Annotated in this window: 13 protein-coding genes; 3 read left to right on the top strand and 10 right to left on the bottom strand. The window is 68.7% G+C overall.

Annotated elements, in window-relative coordinates; all coding sequences use genetic code 11:
- Window positions 1-479 precede the first annotated feature (479 nt).
- A complete protein-coding gene (locus ACGFIQ_RS35120; protein WP_393250467.1) occupies window positions 480-4,022 on the top strand; it encodes a ThuA domain-containing protein in 3,543 nt (1,180 codons plus the stop codon).
- 89 nt (window positions 4,023-4,111) lie between these two features.
- Here the strand turns inward: ACGFIQ_RS35120 and ACGFIQ_RS35115 are convergent, their stop codons facing one another.
- From ACGFIQ_RS35115 to ACGFIQ_RS35085, 7 genes are all read right to left on the bottom strand, one after another.
- Complete coding sequence (locus ACGFIQ_RS35115) at window positions 4,112-5,113, bottom strand: aldo/keto reductase (RefSeq protein WP_393250465.1); 1,002 nt, start codon at window positions 5,111-5,113, stop codon at window positions 4,112-4,114.
- Window positions 5,114-5,195: 82 nt separating this feature from the next.
- The gene (locus ACGFIQ_RS35110; RefSeq protein WP_393250463.1) at window positions 5,196-5,957 is read right to left on the bottom strand and encodes an SDR family oxidoreductase; all 762 of its coding nucleotides are present in this window, start codon (window positions 5,955-5,957) and stop codon (window positions 5,196-5,198) included.
- Window positions 5,954-6,979: a zinc-binding dehydrogenase gene (locus ACGFIQ_RS35105; RefSeq protein ID WP_393250461.1), complete on the bottom strand. Its 1,026-nt coding sequence runs from the start codon at window positions 6,977-6,979 to the stop codon at window positions 5,954-5,956. The genes ACGFIQ_RS35110 and ACGFIQ_RS35105 overlap by 4 nt, the downstream gene beginning before the upstream one ends.
- Before the next feature lie 104 nt (window positions 6,980-7,083).
- Window positions 7,084-8,313, bottom strand: coding sequence for a mandelate racemase/muconate lactonizing enzyme family protein (locus ACGFIQ_RS35100; protein ID WP_393250459.1), 1,230 nt, complete (start codon window positions 8,311-8,313; stop codon window positions 7,084-7,086).
- 1 nt (window position 8,314) lies between these two features.
- The gene (locus ACGFIQ_RS35095; RefSeq protein WP_393250457.1) at window positions 8,315-9,142 is read right to left on the bottom strand and encodes a carbohydrate ABC transporter permease; all 828 of its coding nucleotides are present in this window, start codon (window positions 9,140-9,142) and stop codon (window positions 8,315-8,317) included.
- A complete protein-coding gene (locus ACGFIQ_RS35090; protein WP_393250455.1) occupies window positions 9,142-10,122 on the bottom strand; it encodes a carbohydrate ABC transporter permease in 981 nt (326 codons plus the stop codon). Before ACGFIQ_RS35090 ends, ACGFIQ_RS35095 begins: the two co-directional genes overlap by 1 nt.
- 4 nt (window positions 10,123-10,126) lie before the next feature.
- Complete coding sequence (locus tag ACGFIQ_RS35085; RefSeq protein ID WP_393250453.1) at window positions 10,127-11,278, bottom strand: ABC transporter substrate-binding protein; 1,152 nt, start codon at window positions 11,276-11,278, stop codon at window positions 10,127-10,129.
- A gap of 257 nt (window positions 11,279-11,535) precedes the next feature.
- Between ACGFIQ_RS35085 and ACGFIQ_RS35080 the strand changes: the two genes are divergently transcribed.
- Window positions 11,536-12,306 (top strand): FadR/GntR family transcriptional regulator, encoded by a 771-nt coding sequence (locus tag ACGFIQ_RS35080; RefSeq protein WP_393250451.1) that lies wholly within the window; start codon window positions 11,536-11,538, stop codon window positions 12,304-12,306.
- Between the two features lie 74 nt (window positions 12,307-12,380).
- Here ACGFIQ_RS35080 and ACGFIQ_RS35075 read toward each other — a convergent pair whose 3' ends face one another.
- The 3 genes from ACGFIQ_RS35075 to ACGFIQ_RS35065 form a co-directional block, all read right to left on the bottom strand.
- The gene (locus ACGFIQ_RS35075; RefSeq protein WP_393250449.1) at window positions 12,381-13,766 is read right to left on the bottom strand and encodes an RICIN domain-containing protein; all 1,386 of its coding nucleotides are present in this window, start codon (window positions 13,764-13,766) and stop codon (window positions 12,381-12,383) included.
- 254 nt (window positions 13,767-14,020) lie between these two features.
- Complete coding sequence (locus ACGFIQ_RS35070) at window positions 14,021-15,490, bottom strand: endo-1,4-beta-xylanase (RefSeq protein WP_393250447.1); 1,470 nt, start codon at window positions 15,488-15,490, stop codon at window positions 14,021-14,023.
- 490 nt (window positions 15,491-15,980) lie between these two features.
- On the bottom strand, window positions 15,981-16,979 hold the full coding sequence (locus ACGFIQ_RS35065) for a PaaX family transcriptional regulator C-terminal domain-containing protein (RefSeq protein WP_393250445.1): 999 nt from the start codon (window positions 16,977-16,979) through the stop codon (window positions 15,981-15,983).
- A gap of 267 nt (window positions 16,980-17,246) precedes the next feature.
- Between ACGFIQ_RS35065 and ACGFIQ_RS35060 the strand changes: the two genes are divergently transcribed.
- Complete coding sequence (locus ACGFIQ_RS35060; RefSeq protein ID WP_393250443.1) at window positions 17,247-18,614, top strand: PHB depolymerase family esterase; 1,368 nt, start codon at window positions 17,247-17,249, stop codon at window positions 18,612-18,614.
- Window positions 18,615-18,689 lie beyond the last annotated feature (75 nt).

Below are 18,689 nucleotides of genomic sequence, written 5' to 3'. Positions count from 1 at the left end.
GCGACCGACCCGCTCGTGGCCGGACCACGAACTTTCGCAGCTAGCTGCGGAGACTTACGTTTTTATGTTGCGAACATTCTCTTGACATCGACGAAACATCACACGTATGAAGAACATAGATGTTTGGATGCAGGTCCGCAATCCTCGACCGGGGCTGATTGCCAGGGCCGTCACTCGGCCGGCAGCGACGCCGTGCCCGAGAGATTCGGACATGGCCGTCGTCATCAGGGCAAGACGTCGGACGTCACTCCATTCATTGACACCCGTTTATTCCTAGCTCATCCTGACCTTGTGGACCACGGGACGCGAACCACGGCTGCCATCACCCTCCGTGATGTCCCGCGGGCCTGACTGCCGTTTCGGCGAACGGCACGAGGACAGACCAACGCACTCGTACTCATCGATGCGTCCAGGTACAACCTGACGCAGGGTGAGCCCGCGGGCGCAATCGGAGTTACCCGTCCAACCTAGGAGACGCCATGCGTCGTAATACGATGATCATCTCGGTGATCGCGGGCCTGTTACTGGCCCTCGGACTCGCCCCACCGGCGTCGGCCGCCCCGGCCTTCCGCGCCCTGGTGTTCAGCAAGACCACCGGCTATCGGCACGACTCGATCCCCGCCGCGATCGCCATGGTCCAGCAGCAGGCCACCGCCAACAACTTCGAGGTGGTGGCGACCGAGGACTCGAGCGTCTTCACCGCCGCCAACCTGGCGACCTTCGACGTCATCGTGATGCTCCAGACCTCCGGCATGGTCTGGACCTCGACCGCCCAACGCCAGGCGGTGGAGGGCTACCTCGCCAGCGGCAAGGGCATCGTGGCCGTCCACAACGCCACCGACATGGGCATCGAGGGCGAATACCCGTGGTGGGACAACACCATCAACGGCGGCGCCCACATGCCCGAGCACTCCCCCGGCGTGCTGCCCGGCACCGCCATCGTCGCCGACAAGCAACACCCGTCGACGGCCGGCCTGCCGGATCGCTGGAACCGCAGCGAGGAGTGGTACAACTTCGACTCCAACCCGCGCGGCAAGGTGCACGTGCTGGTGACCGCCGACGAGCGCACGTACAACCCGGGCTCCCGGGCGATGGGCCCGGACCACCCGATCTCCTGGTGTCGCAACACCGGCGGCGGACGGGTGTGGGCCACCGCGATGGGCCACGCGATCGCCTCCTACAGCGAGACGAACTTCCGCAACCACGTCCTCGGCGGAATCCAGTGGGCCGCCGGCAACCTTCCCGGCGACTGCGGCGGCACCGTCTGGAGCAACTTCGAGAAGCGCACCCTGGACGACAACACCGTCGACCCGATGGCGATGGCGGTGGCCCCGGACGGACGGGTGTTCTACGCCCAGCGCGGCGGGCAGCTGAAGATCTTCAAGCCCTCCACCAACAGCACGGTGACCGCCGGGACGCTGAGCGTCTACACCGGGGGCGAGGACGGCCTCACCGGCATGGCGCTGGACCCCAACTTCGCCACCAACGGGTACGTCTACCTGTACCACTCGCCGGCGAGCAGCTCGACCGACATCAACCGGGTCTCCCGCTTCACGATGAGCGGTGACACGCTGAACACGTCCAGCGGCGTGACGATCATCGACATCCCGGCGTACCGGGACCGGACCTTCCCGGAGCCCGGCCACACCGGCGGGTACATCGAGTTCGGTCCGGACGGCAACCTCTACATCGGCACCGGCGACGACACGCCCCCGAACCTCGACCCCAACTGGCAGGGCTACGCCCCGCTGGACTGGCGCTCCGGCCAGTCCAACCTGGACGCCGCCCGGACCGCGGGCAACACCAACGACCTGCGCGGCAAGCTGCTGCGCATCCGTCCCGGAGCCAGCGGCAGCTACACCATCCCGAGTGGCAACCTCTACCCCCAGGGCACGGCGCAGACCAAGCCGGAAATCTACGCCATGGGCTTCCGCAACCCGTTCCGCTTCTCGATCGACCCCGCCAACGGCTGGGTCTACCTGGCGGACTACGGACCGGACCGCAACCCGCCGACCACCAACCGTGGTCCCGAGGGCCTGGTCGAGCTCAACGTGATCAAGACACCCGGCAACTACGGCTGGCCGTTCTGCCACGGCAACAACCAGCCCTACGCGCCGTACAACCCGAGCACCGGCGTCGTCGGCGCGAAGTTCAACTGCTCGGCCCCTGTCAACAACTCGCCGAACAACACCGGCCTGGTCAACCTGAAGCCGGTCGTCATGCCGAACATCTGGTATGGCTACCCCGCCTCGACGACCTTCCCGGAGCTTGGCTCCGGCGGCTCCGCGCCGATGGGCGGCCCGGTCTACCGGTACGACGCGGCGAACCCGTCCCAGACGAAGTTCCCGTCCTACTACGACGGCGTGCACTTCTTCTACGAGTGGTCGCGCAACTACATCAAGGAGGTGCACTTCGACTCCTCCACGGCGGTGACCCGCACCAACTCGTTCCTGCCCGGCGGCAACTTCAACAAGCCGATGGACATGGAGTTCGGCAAGGACGGCTCGCTCTACCTGCTGGAGTGGGGCACCAACTTCGGTGGCGGCAACAGCGACTCCGGGCTCTACCGGATCGACTACATCCAGGGCGGCCGGTCACCGATCGTCAAGGCCACCGGCACACCCACCAGCGGCTCCTCGCCGCTGACCGTCCAGTTCAGCAGCGCGGGCACGTCCGACCCGGACGGCAACACGCTGAGCTACCTGTGGACGTTCGGCGACGGCACCACCTCGACGGCGGCCAACCCGTCGAAGACGTACACCGCCAACGGCAACTACACGGCCCAGTTGAAGGTCACCGACAGCACCGGTAAGACCGGCTTCGCCAACGTCCCGATCACCGTCGGCAACACCGCCCCGGTGCTCACCATCACCACACCGGGCAACGGAGGCATGCTGACCTTCGGTGACAAGGTGTCGTACCAGATCACCGTGACCGATCCGGACGGCGGCACCGTCGACTGTTCGAAGGTCATCCTCAACCCGGCGCTGGGTCACGACGACCACGCCCACGAGACCACCGAGTACCCGGGCTGCTCGGGCACCATCTCCACCGACCTGCTCGGTGGGCACCCCGATGGCGCCAACCTGTTCTACGTGCTGAACGCGCGGTACACCGACAGCGGTGGTGCGGGTGGCGCGGCGCCGCTCACCGGGACCGCCCAGGCGATCCTCCAGCCGAAGCACAAGCAGTCCGAGTACTTCAGCAGCCAGTCCGGCATCCGGGTCATCGACCAGGCGGCGGCGGAGAGCACCAAGCGCATCGGCGACATCTCCACCAACGACTGGATCGCGTTCAGCCCGATGAACCTGTCGGGCATCTCGACGGTCAGCTACCGGGTGTCGTCGCCCTCCGGCGGCGGTTCGATCGAGCTGCGCGCCGGCTCGCCGACCGGCACCCTGCTGGCCACCACCACCGTGCCCAGTACGGGCGGCTGGGACAACTACCAGTCCACGACTCCGGTGAGCGTCGCCGCCTCCAGCGGGACACAGACGCTCTACATGGTGTTCAAGGGCAGCAGCAACTCGTTCGATCTGGACTCGCACACCTTCGGCGGGAACGGCGTCGGTACACCCGGCACCGGCGGTGGCCTGGCGGGCAAGACCTACACGCTCACGGCGCAGCACAGCAACAAGCTGATGGACGTCAGCGGTGTCTCCACCGCCGACGGCGCCCAGATCACCCAGTGGGCGTCCACCGGCGCCAACAACCAGAGGTGGCAGGCCGTCGACGCCGGTAACGGCGCGCTCAACCTCAAGGCGGTGCACAGCGGCAAGTGCGTCGAGGTGGTCGGCAGTTCGACCGCCGCGGGTGCCTTCCTCCAGCAGGCCACCTGCAACAACGGCAACCAGCAGAAGTTCACCGCCACCGCGACGGGCACCTCCGGCGTGTACACGGTGAAGAGTGTGCTGAGCGGCCTCTGCGTCGACGTCAACGGCGCGGCCACCACCGACGGCGCCCGACTGTTGCAGTGGACCTGCCACAGCGCGGCCAACCAGCAGTGGCGGTTCACCGCGGTCTGACCTTCGGCTGTCGCGGTAACAGATGACGTCCCGGTCGGGACCGGTGTCCGAGAATCGGAGCCGGTCCCGGCCGGGACGTCGTTGTCAACTCAGCTGGACCGGGAACCCGGGCCGGGCAGCGCGGCGAGCAGCCCGGCCGCGGCCAGGGCGTCCCACAGATCCTCGGGTACGACGGCCTCGGACCGTCGGACCGTCTCGACCATCTGTGCCTCGGTGCGGACGCCGACCACCGTCGACACCACGGCGGGATGCCGACGGACGAAGGCGAGTGCCGCCTGCGGCAGGGTCACCCCGTACGTCTCGCAGACCGCCGCGATCCGCCGCGCCCGCTCGATCAGCTCCGCCGGGGCCTGCTGGTAGTTGTAGACGGCATCGGCCGGCGGCTGGTCCCGCGACAGCAGCCCCGAGTTGTAGACGCCCGCGATGACGATGCCCACCCCCCGGTTGTCGGCGGCGGGCAGCAGGTCGTCGGCCGCGCCCTGCTCCAGCAGGGTGTACCGCCCGGCGCACATCATCACGTCGACGTCGGTCTCCCGCACGAACCGCGTCAGCATCGCCGACTGGTTCATGCCGGCACCGATGGCACCCACCACGCCCTGGTCACGCAGGTCGACCAGGGCTGGCACGGCCTCGTGTGCGGCCTGCTCCCAGTGGTCGTCCGGGTCGTGCAGGTAGACGATGTCGATCCGGTCCAGTCCGCTGCGGTCGAGGCTGGCCTCGATCGAGCGGAGGACACCGTCGCGGCTGAAGTCCCACACCCGCCGATGGCTGGCGGGAACGTCGAACCCGTCGGAGTCGCGCCGGTGCGCGTCCTCGGGTGACGGCACCAGGATCCGCCCGACCTTCGTCGACACCACGTACTCGTCGCGTGGCCGATGACGCAGCGCGGCGCCGAGGCGGCGCTCGGACAGGCCGAGGCCGTAGTGCGGCGCGGTGTCGTAGTACCGGACGCCCGCCTCCCACGCCGCGTCGACCGCCGAGGCGAACTCCTCGTCCGAGGTCGCCCGGTACAGGTTGCCGCCCTGGGCCGCGCCGAAGCCCAGCTCGGTGAGACGCACGTCCGGGCGACGCGGAAGCGCTCGGGCCGTCATGACGCCTCCGGCCCGGGTACGCGGCGGACGAGCCGGCCCGGGTGGACGCCGACGACGCCCACCGGGGGCACCGGCCCGCCCGTCATCGCCCCATCCAGCCGCCGTCGACGGGCAGCACGACCCCGTTGACGTAGTCCGATGCCGACGACGCCAGGAACACCGTGGCGCCGCCGAGGTCGTCGGCACGACCCCACCGGCCAGCCGGAATTCGGGAGAGGATCGCCTCGTTGCGATCGGGGTCGTCGCGCAGCGCCTGGGTGTTGTCGGTGGCGATGTAGCCGGGGGCGATGGCGTTGACGTTCACCCCGCGGGCCGCCCACTCGTTCGCCAGAGCCTTGGTGAGCCCGGCGACGCCCGATTTCGACGCGGCGTAGCCGGGGACGGTGATGCCGCCCTGGAAGCTCAACAGCGAGGCGGTGAAAATGATCTTCCCGCGGCCACGCTCGACCATCGTCCGGCCGATCTCCCGGCTCAGGATGAACTGACTGCTCAGGTTCACCTCGATCACGTGGTCCCACATCTCGTCCGGGTGCTCGGCGGCCGGCGTACGGGCGATCGTGCCGCCGTTGTTCACCAGGACGTCGATCGGCCCGAGAGCGGTGAGATCCCGGGCCAGTTGGTGTACGGCCGCCCGGTCGCCGAGATCGGCACGCAGCCCGGTGAACTGCCGGCCGGCGGCCCGCACCCGGCGCTCGACCTCGCTTCCACTCGACTCGAGTTGGGCGGAGACGCCCACGATGTCGGCACCGGCCAGCGCCAGGGCCTCGGCCATGGCGAGGCCGATACCACGCCGGGCCCCGGTGACGACGGCGACGCGTCCGGACAGGTCGAACAGGGCCGTCACTTGTTACCCTCCCGCAGATCGAGCAGCACCTTCATCACGCCGCCACCCTCGAGTGCGGTGAAGGCGGCGGAGGCCGCCTCGACCGGCTCCACCCGGGAGATGAGCTGTTGCGCCGGAATGGCGCCCGAGGCGACCAACCGGATCGCCTCCACCATGTCGTCACGCTGGTACAACCGGGCGCCGAGGAGTTCCAGCTCACGCCAGAAGAACCGGTGCAGGTTGACCTCCCGGGGCCTGGGGTGGATCGCCACCATCACCAGCCGGCCACGGGTGGTGAGAACGTCGACCGCCGTGGTGACGCCGCCGGCGGAGCCGGACACCTCGAAGGCGATGTCGGCGCCCGCGCCGTTGGTGCGTTCGTTGACAAGTGCCACGACGTCTGTCGCGTTCGGGTCGGCGGCCTCGATCCCGATGCCCTCCGCCACCTCGCGTCGGAACGGGTCCGGTTCGACCAGGAGCACCCGCGCGCCGCAGCCCCGCGCGACGACGGCGATGAGCGTCCCCACCGGGCCACCGCCGACCACGACCACCTGGTCGTCGGCGGTCACGTTCGCCCGGCGGACGTCGTGCACGGCGACCGCGACCGGCTCGACGAGCGCCGCGTGGTCGAGCGGCAGGTCCTCGGGGAGCGGCAGGACCAGGTCCGCCGGTACGGTCCAGTAGGACTGCATGGCGCCCGGCGAGTCGATGCCGAGGAAGTTCATGGCGTGGCAGACGTGGGAGTGCCCACGCTGGCAGGCGGGGCACTTTCCGCAGGGCCGGGTCGGCAGCACGGTGACGGGCTGGCCGACGCTCCAGCCGGTGGTGTCCGGCCCGACGGCCGCGATCCGGCCGGACATCTCGTGCCCGATGATCGCGGAGTCACCGACCCGCGCGTCCATGTCTCCGTGGTAGATGTGCAGGTCGGTGCCGCAGATCCCGGTGTACGCCACCTCGATCCGCACCTGGCCCGGGCCCGGCGGCACCGGGTCGCGATCCTCGATTCCGAGGTCTCGCGCCCCCCGGTAGACGACTGCCTTCATCGATCCTCCATCTCGCCGGTCGGCACGTCGGGCGTGGCGACCGGACATGGTCGTGGGTGCACCGCGGTGGCGGTGCACCCACGTTCTCTCTCTGTTTCTGGCGGTCAGCTCAGTGCCGTGCGGTGGGCGACACCCTCGTTACGGGAGTTCAGTGGCACGACCGGCACCTGGCGGGCGGGGACCACCCCGTCGATTCCGCCCAGCAGCCGCCGGCCGGCCCGCTCCGGCCGAACGTTGGGGCTCTCGGCCGTCTGCGCCTGCGGGCGGTGGTTGGCCGCGCGGATCTGCTCCTCGTCGACCCGGACACCCAGGCCGGGTGCGTCGCCGAGGATGAACGCGCCGTCCTCGACGTGCAGGTCGACGGAGACGCCGACCGGTGGATGCAGGTCCTGCAACTCGCTGGTCAGGTGGTTCGGCACCGAGGTCGCGGCGTGCAACAGCCCGATCGGGCTGTTGCCGATCGGGCTGACCGGCAGGTCGTACGCGTGCGCCAGGGCGGACGCCCGCAGGAAGTGGGTGACCCCCCAGACGGCGGCCATCTGGACGATGTCGACCGCGCCGGCGGCGAGCAGTGGACGGTACTGTTCGAGGCCGGTGAGGTTCTCGCCGGTGGCGACCGACGCGCAGACCCCCCGGGTGACGACGGCGAGGCCCTCGGCGTCCCAGCGTCGGACGGGCTCCTCGATCCAGATGAGGTCGAGGGTGCGTTCGAGGTCGCAGACGTGCCGCACGGCCTGCTTGCGGGTCCAGGCCTCGTTGACGTCGAGCATGAGACCCGGTCGCCGGCCGTGCCCGGCCTCGGTCAGGACCTCCCTGACCAGGGTCAGGCGGTGCCGGTCGCGATCGATGTCGAGACCGCCCTTGAGCTTGGCGGCACGCAGGCCGTGGCTGGCGTAGACCTCGTACTCCGCGACGAGTTCGTCGTCGGTGAGCCCGATGTCCAGGCCGGACGCGTAGGCGTTGACCCGCCGGTCACGTCCGCCCAGCAGCCGCCACAGCGGCTCGCCGGCCGCCTGCGCCTTGATGTCCCAGAGTGCGGTGTCCAGTGCGCCGATGGTGCCGAACACCGGGCCCGCGTGACCGGCCTTGAAGGTGTGCCGCAGCATGCGGTCGTACAGCGTTGTCACGGCACGGGGGTCTTCGCCCTCGATGGCTGCGAAGATCCGCTCGATCTCGACGTGCGGCCCGAGGCCGACTCCCGAGATGCCCTCGTCGGTGTCGACGATGACGATCGAGACCGGAACCACCCCGTCGGCGAACACCCCGTTGGCGTCGCCGACGGGCCGCCCCCATTCCTGGACCGTGGAGAGCGTCCGATATCCCGTGATCCGCATGTCAACCCTTCGTGGAACCGGCGGCTACACCGTCGGCAATTTGGCGCTGGAGGAACAGGTAAACCAACAGGACGGGAATGGCGGCGATCAGCACCCCGGAGGCGAAGGTGGGGATGTTGTCGGAGTACTGACCCCGCAACGAGGTGACACCGATCATCAGCGTCCGGTGATCCGCGGAGGGCATCATCACCAGCGCCATGAGGACGTCGTTCCAGCAGAACAGGGCGTTGAGGATGCCGACCGACAGCAGTGCCGGGGTGCCCAGCGGCAACATGATCCGGCGGTACACGCCGTACACGGTGTTGCCGTCGATCCGGGCGGCGTCGACGATCTCCGACGGGATGCCCCGGTAGTAGCTCGTCATCAGGAAGACGGTGAAGGGCAGGAACTGCGCCACGTAGACGAGGATCAGACCGGGGTACGTGTCGATGAGCGCCGTGTCGGCCATGATCCGCGACAGCGGCACCATGATCACCTGGAACGGGATGAAGAGCCCCGCGAGGCAGCCCAGGAACAACGCCGACGAGCCACGGAACCGCAGCTGGCTCAGCGCGAAGCCGGCCATCGACCCGAGCAGCAGCAGCAGGAGCACCGACACCGTCACCACGAGCAGCGAGTTGACGAAGTAGCGGCCCATGCCGACGCTGTTCCACGCCGTGCTGATGTTCTCCCAGCGCAGGGCGTCGGTCAGGGAGAACCGGTCGAGGATGTAGTCACGGCGGGTCTTCATCGCGACGTTGGCGGTGAAGAGCAGTGGGTAGATCGTCGCCAGCGCGAGCAGTGACATGGGGATGGCGATCAGCCACCATCCCAGGCGGGCCCGAGACATCAATCCTCCTTTCCGGATCGTTCGAGCAGCTTGATCTGCAACAGCCCCACCACGAGCATGATCATGAAGAGGATCGTCGACGCGGCCGACGCGAGAGCGGGACGGTTCATCTGGCCCTGCTGCTTCCAGATGTAGAACTCCGGCAGGTACGTCGACCCCTCCGGCCCGCCGCTGGTCATGATGTAGAGCAGCCCGAACATCGAGGTCAGCATCCCGATCATCGTGGTCACGAAGACGAACTGGATGGTGCGCGAGAGGGCCGGGACGATCACGTGCCAGACCACCTGGCGCAGCGACGCCCCGTCCACCCGGGCAGCGTCCAGCAGCGCGGGGTCCAGCGTGGCGAAGCCGGAGAGGAACACCACCAGGGCCATCCCGAAGGTGGCCCAGATGTGCACGCCCACCACCATGAACATCGCCAGGTCCGGGTCACCGAGCCAGTCCACCGGAGTGATGCCGAACGACCCGAGGATGGCGTTGAGGGGGCCGTCGAAGGCGAGCAGCAGGTTGAAGATCGCGCCGACGATGACCGGCGAGAGTACCGCGGGGAAGAAGTAGACGCTGCGGTAGAAGCGGTGGCCGGGCACCCGCAGGTAGATGAACGTCGCGAGCAGGCCGGGGATGGCCACCGCCACCGGGAGCAACAGCACCAGCAGCCCGACGTTGCTCAGCGCGGTCCGGAACAGCGGGTCGTGGAACAGCTCGCGGTAGTTGCCGAATCCGACAGCCGTCCCGTTCTGCGCACCGTCGCCGGTGAAGGAGAAGTTGACGCCGAGGAGCAGCGGATAGAGCCGCAGCACCACGATGATCAGGATGGCCGGAGCCACAAGGACGTAGGGGGCGAAGCGTTCGGCCCGCAGGCCGCCGCGGGTGCGACGAGGCTCCGCACCATGCCGATGGGTGGCGGGGGTGGGCTCCGCCCCGCCGGCCCGTCCGGCCTGAGCCAGACGGACCGACGGTTGCGTGTTTCCAATTGACACGAGGTCAGCCCGCCTGGTCGGAAGCGGCCAACTGCTTCACCACCTCGTCGACGGTGATCGAACCGCTGAGCAGTTGCTGGGAGAGGCGGCCCATCAGGTCGAGCGTCTTCGAGGAGAGCGCGACGTGCAGCGCGGGCTTGCCACTCTTCAGCTCGCCGACGATCGTGGAGACCGCGGCCCCGCCCGCGGACACGTCGATGGTGGTGTCGGCGGCGATCGCGCCGGCGTCGGCGTAGAAGGCCTTCAACGCGTCGGCCGAGCTCAGGGAGCGCACCAGGTCGGCGGCCACCTTCGGGTCCTTCGTCCACTTGGCGACCGCGTAGCCGATGCCACCGTCGTACGGGAGGCTCGGGGTGGTGCCAGCGGTGACGACCGGGGCCTTCATGACGCCGAGCTTCTCCGGGGTGAGGAACTCGTTGAAGTCCTGCCAGTGCCCCACGTCCGACATCAGACCCATGACGTGCGCGGCCTTACCGGACTGGAAGAGTGCGAAGGAGTCGTTGAACATCGCGGTCGAGTTGGCCCCGTCGCTGTTCATCTTCTTGTCGCCGGTCTCCTTCCAGAGCTGGAAGATCCGCTTGACGTTTGCCGAGTTCCAGTCGCGCTTGCCGGTGATCCAGGCGTCGTACTCCGCGGCGGTGAGGGTGACCGACCCCATGCTGGAGAGCCAGAACTGGATGCCGACGCCCTCCTTGTTGCCGAGGGCGAAGCACTTGGCGCCGGCCTTGGCGATAGCGGCGCAGTCGGCGACGAACTTGTCCCAGGTGGCGGCGGGGGTCGCCGGGTCGAGGCCGGCCTTGCGGTAGATCTCCTTGTTGTAGTAGATCGGATAGCCCTGCAGCGTCACCGGGGCGCCGTAGACCTTGCCGTCCTTGGTGAACGCGTCCCAACCGGCCAGCCGCTGCTTGTCCTCGGCCACGTAGTCGGTGATCGGCACCAACGCGTCCACCCGGTCGCGAATCTGGCCACCGCCGTTGAACAGCATGACGTCCGGGCCCTTGCCGGACTGGATCGCCGCACCGAGCAGCGTGTAGTACTGGTCGAAGGGCTGTGCGACGAACTCGACCTCAACCTTTGGGTGCTTCTTCTTGAAGTCAGCCTTGGCCTTGTCCAGATAGGATTTGGCGAACGGCTCACCGGACTTCCAGTCCCACACCACCAACTTGCTGTCGGACCCGCTCGACGAACTCGAATCGCTAGCACTTCCGCAACCGGCCAGGGCTAGGCCCACAACGAGGACGGCCGACCATATCGCGCGCTGTCTCATCAGTTGTCACCTCAGAAAGTGGGGTGGCCGGCGGGCGTGCCGCCGTGCCAATGTTGCCCGGAACGTAACTCGTATGACGTGTGACGTCAATACTCAGCCGTACACTGAGCCAGACGTCGTGCCACGGCGAGCCTTTCGGAGGGGACATGACGCTATCGCAGGAGACAGCCCTGAGCAGCCCGGTAACACCGGCGTGGGTGCGTCGGCCGACCAACCTCGCCAGGGCGGTCACCGCCGAGCTGGTGGAGCGCATCGTCCGTGGCGTCCATAAGTCCGGTACGTCCCTACCTCCCGAGCCGATCCTCTGCGAAACGTTCTCCGTGAGCCGGACCGTCGTCCGGGAAGCAGTGAAGATCCTGCAGGAGAAGGGGCTGGTGCAGGTTCGTCAGGGCGCGGGCACCATGGTCACCCCGGTGGCGCAGTGGGACATGCTCGACGAACTCGTCCTCGGGGCCACCATCGCCGAGGACGACAGCCTCGACATCCTCGACGATCTGGTGGTCACCCGGCGGGTGCTGGAGTCCGACATGGCGAACGTCGCCGCCCGCCTCGCCGACGTCGCGACGATCGAGCGGCTGCGCGCGATGGTGGACCGGATGGACGAGCTCGTCGACGACCACGTCACCTACCACGAGCACGACCGGGCCTTCCACGACGCGATCATGCAGACCTCCGGAAACCGCATCGCCCGCGGCGTGGTGCGGGCGCTGGAAAGCCAGGTCATCAACACCGCCCGCTACATGGGCCGGACCGAGCGGTCCCTGTGCGTGGCGTCCAACCGGGGCCACCGGCGCATCTACGAGCGCATCGCCGCGCACGACTCCGACGGTGCGGCCGAGGCGATGTTCACCCACATCACCGAGGCCTGGCTGGTCCGCCGCAGCGGTTCGGGCAAGCCGGTCCGGCTGCAACGCTGACCGTCGCGGGCAACGAGACGGCGCCCGCCCCCGAGGTACGGGGAGCAGGCGCCGCCAGCTGAGGCCGATCGGCCTCACGAGAACTGCGCGAAGAACCTCCAGATCTCACCCTTGGTCCAGGTCGTGATGCCACTCTCGGCGTAGGTGCCGTCCACCGGGCCCGGCATGTGACCGTTGTCGTACGCGGCCCACTGCACGGGGTAACCAGACCGGCAACCGGAGTACGTGGTCGTGACGTGCGTGCGGCTGCCGGCGGCCGGCTCGCGCGGGCTCTGCGCGGTGCAGCCGTTGTTCCGGACGAACGTGTCGCGCAACGCCCGGCCCCCGGAGATGCTCAGGACGTTGTCCGAGATGCCGTGCAGCCCGAAGTACGCGATGGGCTGCGTGCCGCCGCTGCAACCGCTGATCTGCCCACCGGAGATGACCGCGACGGCGCGGAAGACGTTGGCCCGCGCGCAGGCGATGGCGTAGCTCATGCCGCCACCCCAGCTGAAGCCGAGGGCGAACCGCTGCCTCGGGTTGACGCAGAGGCTGCTCTCGATCCGACTGATCATGTCGTCGACGAAGACGATGTCCTCACCGCCGGAGTTGCCCCAGCCGTTGCCGAGCCCCTGGGGCGCGACCAGGATCGCGCTGTTGTTCGACTGTTCCTGCTGCCCGTAGTAGGACCACGCGGTGCCGCTGGTGCCACCCGAGGAGATCTCCTGCATGGTGCCGCCGCGCCAGTGGAACGCGAAGATCAGCCGGTAGGGGTTGCTGTTGTTGTAGTTGGCGGGCACCCGCAGGATGAAGCTGCGGGTCTTCCCGTTGCTCTGGATCGTGTGCGTGCCGCTGGCCAGCGCCGGTGCCTTGCCGCACCCGCTGCCGCCCGTCGGCGGCGGGTTGCTGCCGTCGGTGCGCACGAGCTGCCACTGCTGGTTGGAGCCGTTCCAATCGGCGTACTGGACGATGTTGGCGCCGTCGGCGGTGGACGAGCCCTGCACCTCCATGGCCTTGTTGCTGTTGCGGTTGATCAGCCGGACGTAGCCGCCGTCCGAGTCGGCCAGCCGGAACTGCTGGTTGGTGCCGTTGTTGTCGGCCCACTGCACGATCGCCCCGCCGTCGGCGGTCGAGCGACCGCTGACGTCGAGAACCTTGCCGGAGTGCCGGGACTTCACCCGGTAGAAGCCACCACCGGAGTCGGTGAACTGCCACTGCTGGTTCGCGCCGTTGTTGCGCGTCCACTGGCTGATCCGGGCGCCGTCGTTGGTGGCCGAGGAGACCAGATCCAACGCCTTGCCGCTGTTGCGGTTGACCAGGACGTACCAGGCGCTGGTGTCCACCGTCGCCGCCGCCGCGGGCGCCGCGTCGACCGCGACCAGCGTGCCGGCCGCCATGATCGCTGCCGCCGCCGCGGCCAACCCTGACCGCCAGCGACGTCTCGGTGGAGAGGCGGGACGAACCTCACCGGTGGCATTCATGGTCCAACTCCTTCGATCGGGGTCACCCACGAGCAGAACGCACGCGCGTGCCCTGGGGGTGTGTGCCAGCGTCTGGTGGTGGCGTCGGCACGTGGGGGTGTGGGCGGGACGCGTGGCCACCGGAGCACCTGCCCGGCGCTGCTGGCAGTCGACCGTGCGGCCGCGCCGCCCGCGTGTGGAAAATGACGCCGTAGCGGCCCGCCCCGATGAATGGGACGGGCCACCACGCTTACCGAGCTGCCTCGTGACGGCTGTTATCCGATGCGGACCAGCTGCCACTGTTGGTTGTTGCCGCCCCAGTCGGCGTACTGCACGATGTTGCCCCCGTCGGCGGTGGACGAGCCCTGCACCTCGACGGCCTTGTTGCTGTTGCGGTTGATCAGCCGCACGTAGCCGCCGCTCGACTCGGCGAGCCGGAACTGCTGGTTCGTGCCGTTGAGGTCGGCCCACTGCACGATCGCCCCGCCGTCGGCGGTCGAGCGACCGCTGACGTCGAGAACCTTGCCGGAGTGCCGGGACTTCACCCGGTAGAAGCCACCACCGGAGTCGGTGAACTGCCACTGCTGGTTCGCGCCGTTGTTGCGCGACCACTGGCTGATCCGGGCGCCGTCGTTGGTGGCCGAGGCGTACAGGTCCAGGGCTTTGCCGCTGTTGCGGTTGAGCAACACGTACCAGGCGCTGGTGTCCACGCCGGTGCCCGGCGGGGGCGTGGTGGGCGGGGTCGAGCCGCCGTTGAGGGTGTCCAGGACGGAGTTGTACGCCGCCTTCTTGTTGCCGGACCGGTCGAAGAGCAGGGCGTTGTCGTCGCCGCGCCAGGAGTCGCTGTCGCGCACGCCCCAGGTGGTGATGCCGGTGCAGCGCGCAACGGCCAGGCAGGCCCGGGTGACGCCGGCGTAGATGTTGGCCTGGTTGCTGCCGGTCATCACGTCCAGCTCGGTGATCTGCACGTCCACGCCGAGATCGGCGAAACGCTGCAGATTGGCCTGGTAGTCACTGGACAACGACGTGCCCAGGTGCGACTGGAACCCCACGCAGTCGATCGGCACACCACGGGACTTGAAGTCCCGCACCATGTTGTAGATCCCGGTCGACTTCGCGTTGATCCCGTCGGTGTTGTAGTCGTTGTAACACAACTTCGCAGCCGGATCCGCCGCCCGCGCCGCGTAGAACGCCGCCTCGATCCAGTCGTTGCCGGTGCGCTGCAGGTTCGAGTCACGCCGCGCACCGCTGTTACCGTCGGCGAACGCCTCGTTCACCACGTCCCACGAATGGATCTTCCCCTTGAAGTGGGTCGCCACCTGCGTGACGTGGTTCATCATCGCGCTGCGCAACGCGCTACCGGACATATCCCGCGCCCAGCCTGGCTGCTGCTGATACCACAACAGCGCGTGGCCCCGCACACTCTGACCGTTGGCCTGCGCGTGCGCGATCAGCCGGTCACCACCTGTGTAGTTGAACCGACCCTGCTGCGGCTCGGTCGCGTCCCACTTCATGTCGTTCTCGGCCACGACACTGTTGAACTCGCGGTTCAGGATCGTCACGTACTGGTTGTCGGAGAGCTTTTGCCCCGCGACGGCCGCGCCGAAGTAACGGCCCTTCTCGGCCGCCGCCGCCTTCAGGGTCGTTCCGGCGCCGCTGGCCGTGGGGGCGAGCACCGCCGTCATGCCCGCGGTCAGTGCGACGGCGAGGGACGCCGCCGCCAGCAGAGTTCTCTTGGGTTTCATGTGGTTCCTTCTCAGTGGTGGTCGCAACGGTGGTGGTGACGTGCCACTTTCTTGCCAGAGTCGGTCCGGGAAGGCTGGCCCTGATCACGACGCGCGCAGAGCGGTTGGCGGCGGTGCTGTCGGTGTCGACCGCGTCGACGGGCGCACTGACACCTGTCGTCCGGCGGGCTGACGCCGCTGCCGAGGGTGCTCGATCGACGTCCGCATGCCCTGGGGGACGTCGTGATCGTGAGGTGCGACAGCGGCTCGCCCGGTGAGCCATCGCTGGCGTCCTCAATATCGAGGGTGAGCGATAACATGCCGTTCGTCAAGACGTAACATAAGCCCGGATCGATGCTGTCGGGCTCGGGTTCCGCCGTCGCCTGCCTCGTCATCGCCACCCGGTGCGCAGCTCTGGCCAGGGGCTGATCCGTGTCACCGGCACCTCGCCGACGCGCGTTTCCCGGTGAAACTGTTATCGCTCACAGAACAGCGCAGCGTGACCCCACCATCAACAGACGGCTGCGCCGTGCGCCGAACCCGCCGGGCCCTCGTCGAGGCGTACTCCGGCGAGGATGTCGGCGGTGGTGTGGGCCTCGATGCCCGGTTGCTCGCCGTCGGTGAACCGCCTGACGACGGCCCGGACGTGCCGCTCGGCGGGTGCCGCGAGGCCGTCGTAGACGGCCTCGAACAACTCCCGTGCCGGCCTCCTGAGCCACTTCTTCGGCAGGAGTTCCACAGGCAGCTGCGGATCGAGGACGGGAAAACGCCGGAAGGTGTCCATGACCTCGGTCCGGGCCCGCACCGCGGCCGCACCGTCGATCTCCCCGGCCGCCACCCGGGGCAGTAACGGTGTCCAACGCTGAAGGAACGCCCGATAGCTGCGGGTGATCGCCTCGATGTCCCAGGCCTCGATCGGGGCGCGGTGGATGGCCGACTCCAGGGCGGTCTGCCGGCCGCGGAACACCGTGACGGCGCCGAGGGTGAGTTGGTCGAGCTGCGCCCGGGCCGCCGGGGTCAGGTCGTCCGGCGAGATCCACAGCCCGTCGTACAACGGCGCGTAGCCGAGCCACCGCAGTTGCGCACGCAGGGCCCGCCGCTGCGTGCTCAGCTGCTGCGGCAGCGAGAAGGCGACGACCGTCCAGCACCCGTCCCACGGCACCGTCGAGCTGGTCGAGGCGAGGATCCAGTGGCCGCCGGCGGAGAGGTTGGCGGCGGCCGCGCGGCTGAGCCGGTAGGAGCTGCGCCGCCCCAGCCGGCTGCCCTCCAGGACGCCGCGGCGGGCCAGCCGACTGATCGCGGTACGCGCGCCCGCCGTGGTCACCCCGGTCTCCGCCAGCAGCGCGACGATGGCCCCGGACGGGAGCGCGGCACGGGTCCGCAGGGTGTAGTCGGCCAGCAGGGTGACCGCGACACCCTGCGGCGAGTTGCCGACCTGACGTCGGGGCAGCCGGAGCGGGTGGTCTCCGTCGTCGGGATAGATCTCGTCGATGTCGAAGGGGCTTGCCACAGGCGCTCCGTGCTCTTCAGGGACGGTACGACGACTGTAGACGGACCGCTGTCGATCCGGCCGGAACGGCCAATCATCGATAGAAGGGGATCGATTGACACTTGTTGGCCCGAGGAGAACACTAATCGTCACGCGATGAGGTCCTCCAGTCGGGCGGGGCGAGCCACCGGTAGCGGGCATCGCGCGGTCACCGCGGGCATCGGGCACACCCGCGACCGGATCGCGCGGCCAACCACAGCCTGCACAGGCAATCGAAGGAGTCGTCCGTTGAGAATCAGAAGGAAACTGCTGCTCACCCTGGCCATGTCGCTGGTGGCGGCCGGCCTGGCCATCCCCGCGATCCAACCCGCGTACGCGGCATCGCTGACCGAGGTGACGAGCTTCGGTGACAACCCGGGCCGGATGCGCATGCACGTCTACGTGCCGGACACCCGCCCGGCCAGGCCGGCGACGATCGTGGCCATGCACGGCTGCGGCGGGTCCGGCCCCGGCTTCTACTCCGGCAGCGAGTTCGCCAGCCTGGCCGACCGGTACGGGTTCATCGTCATCTACCCGTCCGCGACCCAGCAGGCCGGGTTCGGCAAATGCTTCGACGTCTGGTCGGACGCGGCCAAGCGGCGTGGCGGCGGGAGCGACCCGGTGTCGATCATCTCGATGGTCCGCCACGTGCAACAGCAGTACGCCGCCGACCCGGACCGGGTCTACGCCACCGGCAGCTCCTCCGGCGGCATGATGACCAACCACATGCTGGCCCTCTACCCCGACGTGTTCAAGGCCGGCGCCGCGTTCATGGGGGTGCCGTACAACTGCTTCGCCAACGCGGCCGACTTCCCACCCACCAACAGCCAGTGCACCGGCGGAAACATGAACCGCACACCGCAACAGTGGGGCGACGCGGTCCGCCAGGCGTACCCCGGCTACTCCGGGCCCCGCCCGCGCGTCCAGTTGTGGCACGGCACCAACGACACCCTGGTGCCGTACTCGCTGTTGCAGGAGACGATCGAGCAGTGGACGAACGTGTTCGGGCTGAGCCAGACGCCCACCTCCACCGACACGCCGCAGCCGAACTGGAACCGGCGCAGGTACGCCGACAGTAGCGGCACGGTTCAGGTCGAGGCGTACAGCATCCAGGGCGCCGGGCACAGCCTCCCCGCCAGCGGCATGGCCGCGTCCGCCATCGGGTTCTTCGGCCTGACCAGCCCGCCCAACCCGACGACGCCACCCCCGAACCCGACCACCCCGCCACCCAACCCGACCACGCCGCCGCCGAACCCGACCACGCCGCCGCCGAACCCGACCACGCCGCCGCCGGACTTCGGTGCCTGCCGGGTGACAGTCGCCGTCAACGCCTGGAACAACGGGCTGACCGAGAACATCACCGTCACCAACACCGGCACCAGCGCCGTCAACGGCTGGTCCCTGGTGTTCACCCTGCCCGGCGGTCAGACCATCACGTCGGGCTGGAACGCCTCCTACTCCCCGAACTCCGGGCAGGTGACGGCCAGGAACGTCGCGTACAACGGCGGCATCCCCAGCAACGGGTCAGTGACCGTGGGTTTCCAGGCCACGCACACCGGCAACACCGCCAAACCGACCTCGTTCACCCTCAACGGCGCCTCCTGCTCGGTGGCCTGACACCGGTTGGCACTCCGGGGATGGGGACCCCACCCCGGAGTGTCGGCTGCCCCGCAGCCGAGAGGGCGGCATCGA

The organism is Micromonospora sp. NPDC048898 (assembly GCF_043198035.1).
GTDB lineage: Bacteria > Actinomycetota > Actinomycetes > Mycobacteriales > Micromonosporaceae > Micromonospora.
The sequence above is the reverse complement of the archived record's forward strand: the minus strand, read 5'-3'. Positions and strand labels throughout refer to the sequence as shown.